Annotated in this window: 4 protein-coding genes; 1 reads left to right on the top strand and 3 read right to left on the bottom strand. The window is 70.0% G+C overall.

Features of this window, described 5'->3' with window-relative positions; all coding sequences use genetic code 11:
- Positions 1–115: 115 nt before the first annotated feature.
- The 3 genes from ACWGH4_RS31515 to nsdA all read right to left on the bottom strand — a co-directional run bounded on the left by ACWGH4_RS31515 (position 116) and on the right by nsdA (position 3,596).
- Positions 116–454: a P-II family nitrogen regulator gene (locus ACWGH4_RS31515; RefSeq protein ID WP_005311372.1), complete on the bottom strand. Its 339-nt coding sequence runs from the start codon at positions 452–454 to the stop codon at positions 116–118.
- Positions 451–1,809: an ammonium transporter gene (locus ACWGH4_RS31510; RefSeq protein WP_453466902.1), complete on the bottom strand. Its 1,359-nt coding sequence runs from the start codon at positions 1,807–1,809 to the stop codon at positions 451–453. Before ACWGH4_RS31510 ends, ACWGH4_RS31515 begins: the two co-directional genes overlap by 4 nt.
- Positions 1,810–2,123: 314 nt before the next feature.
- On the bottom strand, positions 2,124–3,596 hold the full coding sequence (gene nsdA, locus ACWGH4_RS31505; protein WP_453466900.1) for a transcriptional repressor NsdA: 1,473 nt from the start codon (positions 3,594–3,596) through the stop codon (positions 2,124–2,126).
- A 427-nt stretch (positions 3,597–4,023) separates the two neighbouring features.
- Between nsdA and ACWGH4_RS31500 the strand changes: the two genes are divergently transcribed.
- Positions 4,024–4,686: a bifunctional DNA primase/polymerase gene (locus tag ACWGH4_RS31500; RefSeq protein WP_453466898.1), complete on the top strand. Its 663-nt coding sequence runs from the start codon at positions 4,024–4,026 to the stop codon at positions 4,684–4,686.
- Positions 4,687–4,699 lie beyond the last annotated feature (13 nt).

Here is a 4,699-nt window from a genome sequence, read left to right as displayed (position 1 = left end):
CTCCTTCTCGGTGAGAAGGAGCAGCCGGGCCGCCGCATAGCCGCTGGGTCCGCTGTCTTCCGTTTCTTCGGTCACGTCCAGGCTCACCCAGCAGCTCCCTTGTCCGTGTTCGCTCTTACAGGGCGTCGGGGCCGCGCTCGCCGGTCCGTACCCGGACCGCCGTGTCGACCGGGACGCTCCAGACCTTGCCGTCGCCGATCTTTCCGGTGCGGGCGGCCTTGACGATCACGTCCACGAGCTGTTCGGCGTCGTCGTCCTCGACCAGCACCTCGATGCGGATCTTGGGAACGAGGTCGACGGTGTACTCCGCGCCGCGGTAGACCTCGGTGTGGCCGCGCTGCCGGCCGTAGCCGCTTGCCTCTGTGACCGTGAGGCCCTGGACGCCGAAGGCCTGGAGGGCCTCCTTGATCTCGTCCAGCCGGTGCGGCTTCACGACTGCGGTGATGAGCTTCATGCGTCCACCTTCTTGTTCTGTCCAGCGCCGGCCACGGCGTCCACGGCGGGGGGTACGGCCTTGCGGGAGCCCGTTCCGCCGCCGGCGCCGCTGAAGTCGTACGCGGTCTCGGCGTGCTCGACCTGGTCGATGCCGGAGACCTCGACGTCCTCGTCCACCCGCATGCCGATCGTCTTGTCGAGGACGAAGGCGAGGATGGCGGAGACGACCAGGGAGTAGGCGAGCACCGCGAAGACTCCGACGGCCTGCTTGCCGAGCTGGTCGAGGCCGCCGCCGTAGAAGAGGCCCTTGACCTCCGACTGGACGCCGCCGGTGGCGAACAGGCCGACCAGCAGGGATCCGACGATACCGCCGACGAGGTGGACGCCGACGACGTCCAGGGAGTCGTCGTAGCCGAACTTGAACTTCAGACCGACGGCCATGGCGCACAGCAGACCGGCGATGGCGCCGACGGCGATCGCGCCGAGCGGCGAGACGGCGCCGCCGGACGGGGTGATGGCGACGAGGCCGGCGACCGCGCCGGACGCTGCGCCGAGGGTGGTGAAGGCGCCGTGGCGGATCTTCTCGTACGCGAGCCAGGCGAGCATGGCGGCGGCGGTGGCGACCTGGGTGTTGACGAACATCACCGCGCCGACGCCGTCGTCGTTGCCGAGCCACGAGCCGGCGTTGAAGCCGAACCAGCCGAACCACAGGAGACCGGCGCCGAGCATGACCAGCGGGAGGCTGTGCGGGCGCATCGGGTCCTTCTTGAAGCCGACGCGCTTGCCGATGACGAGGATCACGCCGAGGGCCGCGGCACCGGCGTTGATGTGGACGGCCGTGCCGCCCGCGAAGTCGATGACGCCCATCTCGAACAGCCAGCCGCCCGCGCCCCAGACCCAGTGCGCGACCGGGAAGTAGACGACCGTGGCCCACAGGGTGATGAACAGGGCCCAGGCGGTGAACTTGACGCGGTCCGCGAGGGCGCCGCTGATCAGGGCCGGTGTGATGATCGCGAACATCAGCTGGAAGACGGCGAAGACGTACACCGGGATGGTGTAGCCGTCCCACAGCTCGGTGATGCCGATGCCGCTGAGACCGACGTAGTCGGAGCTCCAGCCGATGATCGAACCGGAGTCGGTGCCGAAGGCAAGGCTGAAGCCGTACAGCACCCAGAGGATGGTGACGATCCCGAGGCTGATGAAGCTCATCATCAGCATGTTCAGGGTGCTCTTGACCCGGACCATGCCTCCGTAGAAGAAGGCCAGTCCCGGGGTCATGAGCATCACCAGGGCGGAACAGATGAGCATGAACCCTGTGTTGGCGGCAGACAGCTCAGGGGCGTCTGCGGCAAGGGTCGAGATGCCTGGGGGCATCGGCGTCTCCTCGTCGTCGTGCGGCCGCGTGCGGGCGGAGCCAGTGCGGTGGAGGGGCGGGCCGGACAGCCCCTTTGCGCCATGAGGTTGGCGCAGCGCCGTTTCCGCAGATGCCGCTCGATGTTTCGCGGCCGTGACGAAGAGGTCCGGCGTGTTACGCCGTCATGAACAGGCTGATCGTCCGCGGTCACCGAGAGTATCCTCTGCGCACATCGGAAACCGGCCGCGACACTCACCCGGATGACTTGGCACGGGGGGAGCCGAGTCGGGCAGTTCGGGGTGGGCGTCGCGGCCGGGGTCTGAGGTGCTGCCGGTCAGACCGCTTCGGCGGTCTCGGGCAGCTGGGCGGTGAGCAGGTCGGTGAACTGGACGACTTCCGCGACATCGCCGAAGTCCCTGGCCGCCGTGTCGACGGTCTTGCGCAGCCGGGTGTTGACCCGCTCGGAGCGGACCCGCTTGGCGACCGTGAGCGCTTCGCCGGCCAGGGCGGTGGCTTGTTCCGGCTCCCTCTTGAGGAGGTGGACGGTGGCCATCCCGACCAGGTTGAGTGCGTACGACCGCTGGTGCTCCTCGTCCTGCCGGAAGAGCTCCACGGCGCGATCCATGATCGGCTCGGCGAGTGAGGCGTAGGTGGGACTGCGGCCCGCCACATAGGCGAGGTCGCGGTAGGAGTGGGCGTTCTCTCCGTTGAGCTCGGCCTCGGAGAAGAAGCGGATCCAGTCGGGCTCGGGCTCGGTGTCGAAGCCGATGTCGGCGAAGGTGTCCTCCGCCATCCGCACGGCCCGCCGGCACTTGCTGGGCTGGCCCATGTTGGCGTAGGCGCGGGCCTCCATCGCATACAGCATGGCCTGGGTGCGTGCGGTGGCGCAGTCGCGACTGCCGTACTGGGCGAGGTGGATGAGTTCGAGGGCGTCGTCGGGCCGGCCGAGGTGGATCATCTGCCGGCTCATGGAGGACAGGACGTACGAGCCGAGCGGTTTGTCACCGGCTTCCTTGGAGGCGTGCAGCGCGAGGACGAAGTACTTCTGCGCGGTGGGCTGGAGGCCCACGTCGTAGCTCATCCATCCGGCCAGCTCGGCCAGTTCCGCGGCGCACTTGAACAGGCGCCGCAGGGTGGCGGGGGGCTGCGGTTCCTGAAGCAGGTCGGTGACCTCGTGGAGCTGGCCGACGACGGCCTTCCTGCGCAGGCCGCCGCCGCACTGGGCGTCCCACTGGCGGAACATCGCGGTGGTGGCCTCGAGCAGGTCGAGCTCCGGCGCCGACAGGCGGCCGCCCCTGCGGGTCCTGGGGGGCGCCTCCTCCGCGGCCTCCGCGGCCGGTGAGGGGACGAGCCAGCGCTGCATGGGTTCGACGAGGGCGGCCCCGGCGGCGAGCGAGAGCGAGGTGCCGAGGAAGCCGCGGCGCGCGAGCATCAGGTCGCTTCTGGAGAACTCGCTGAGCAGGGCGACGGTCTGGTCACCGGCCCAGGGCAGGTCGACGCCGGACACGGAGGGTGCCTGGTGGGCGGAGCGCAGGCCGAGGTCCTCGACGGCGACGACGCTGCCGAAGCGTTCGCTGAAGAGCTCGGACAGGATCCTGGGGATCGGCTCGCGCGGCTGTTCGCCGTCCAGCCAGCGGCGCACCCGGGAGGTGTCCGTGCTGATGTGGTGTGCGCCCATCTGCCGTGCCCGGCGGTTCACTTGGCGCGCCAGCTCGCCCTTCGACCAGCCGCTGCGCATGAACCAGGAGTTCAGCTGTTCGTTGGGGCGCTTGCCGGTGTTCGTACCGTCTGCGCCGCTGCCGCTCACTGGAATGCCCCCATCCGCCGAAGCCTCATCGCCCGAACCCGTACCAGAATGCCGCCTGTTGGGACTTCCTGTGACCGGGTTGCACCCGTCGAACAGAGAGACGGGTTGCCCCCGGCATACCCGGAAGCCGACTGCAATTGCAGATCGATGTACCGACGGTAATCCTACGATCACGCCTCCAGCGAGTGGGATTGCAGAATCGCCACCATTCGCCACCCCTCCGAGTGAACCCACTTGCCGCCAGGCGCGATTCACTTGACAGACGAAAATCAGCACCCGATGGAGGGTTGCGCGTGCAGGCGCGCGCCACGTTCCGCACTCCCCCGCGCACCACCGCACCCCGCCGACACCCCGACCGGGGACGACGGAGAGTCACAGGGGGACTTCGAGTCGTAACCACCGGCGAGCAGGACCCGTTGGAGGGGGCATGGGCTTCACGATCGGCGGCACCCGAGGGATCAGTCAGATCCGGGTCGGCTCCCGGCGCCGCGGGCGCGCGACAGAGGCCACAGCGGTGGCCGAGTACACCGGACTGTGGGGCTGGGCGGTGGTTCCCGGCGCACGGGCCTCGGCGGGCAAGTGCTCCTGCGGCGGGGCACAGTGCGAGGCGCCGGGAGCGCATCCCCTCGACTTCGCGCTCGAGGTCCCGGCCGGCGCCACGCTCGACGAGGCCGGCAAGGCCTGGGCGGATGTGCCCGGGGCATCGCTGCTGCTGCCGGTCGGCCGGAGCTTCGACATCCTGGACGTCGCCGCACCGGCGGGCCGCCGGGCCCTGGTGCGCATGGAGCGCATGGGGCTGCCGCTCGGCCCGGTCACGGTCACACCCGACGGCCGCTGCCAGTTCTTCGTGGCTCCCGGAGCGGCGGCCGAGCTGCCCCGGCTGCTGTACCGGATGGGCTGGGACGACGCCGACCTGGACCTGCGCTGCCTCGGCCCCGGCGACCACATCACCGCCCCGCCGTCCGACCACGGCGGGCTGGGCCCCGTCCGGTGGCTGCGGCCGCCTTCCCTGGACACGGCGGCGGCCCCGCCGGAGGCCCGGCTGCTGCTCGGCACCCTGGCGTACATCTGCCACCGCAGCCGGCCCTGATCCCGGACACGAG

Source organism: Streptomyces sp. NPDC054847 (assembly GCF_053610925.1).
The sequence above is the reverse complement of the archived record's forward strand: the minus strand, read 5'-3'. Positions and strand labels throughout refer to the sequence as shown.